We start from the raw sequence: 224 nt of genomic DNA, 5'->3' as shown, positions 1-224 counted from the left end.
TTAACCTCTACCAATGTACAGGATGCTTTAGATGAGATTCAGCAGAACCTTGAAGATACCAATGCCGATTTAGGTAATATTGACCTGACTGATAATGGGGACGGTACTTTCACCTATACCGATGCAGAGGGTAATATTATAGACTTTGATGCCAATACTACCAGCTATACCGAAAATGGGGGAGGTAGTTATACCTTCACCAACGATAATGGAGAGAGTATCAC

The 224-nt window shown here is 41.1% G+C and carries 1 protein-coding gene; it reads left to right on the top strand.

Annotated elements, in window-relative coordinates; all coding sequences use genetic code 11:
* On the top strand, positions 1-224 hold a 224-nt coding region (locus I6U50_RS15835; protein ID WP_198639566.1), incomplete at both ends, for a hypothetical protein.

The sequence above is a fragment of the Salegentibacter maritimus genome, from assembly GCF_016236975.1.
Classification (GTDB): Bacteria; Bacteroidota; Bacteroidia; order Flavobacteriales; family Flavobacteriaceae; genus Salegentibacter; species Salegentibacter maritimus.
Note: the sequence above shows the minus strand (reverse complement) of the source record. Positions and strands in the feature narration are given on the sequence as shown.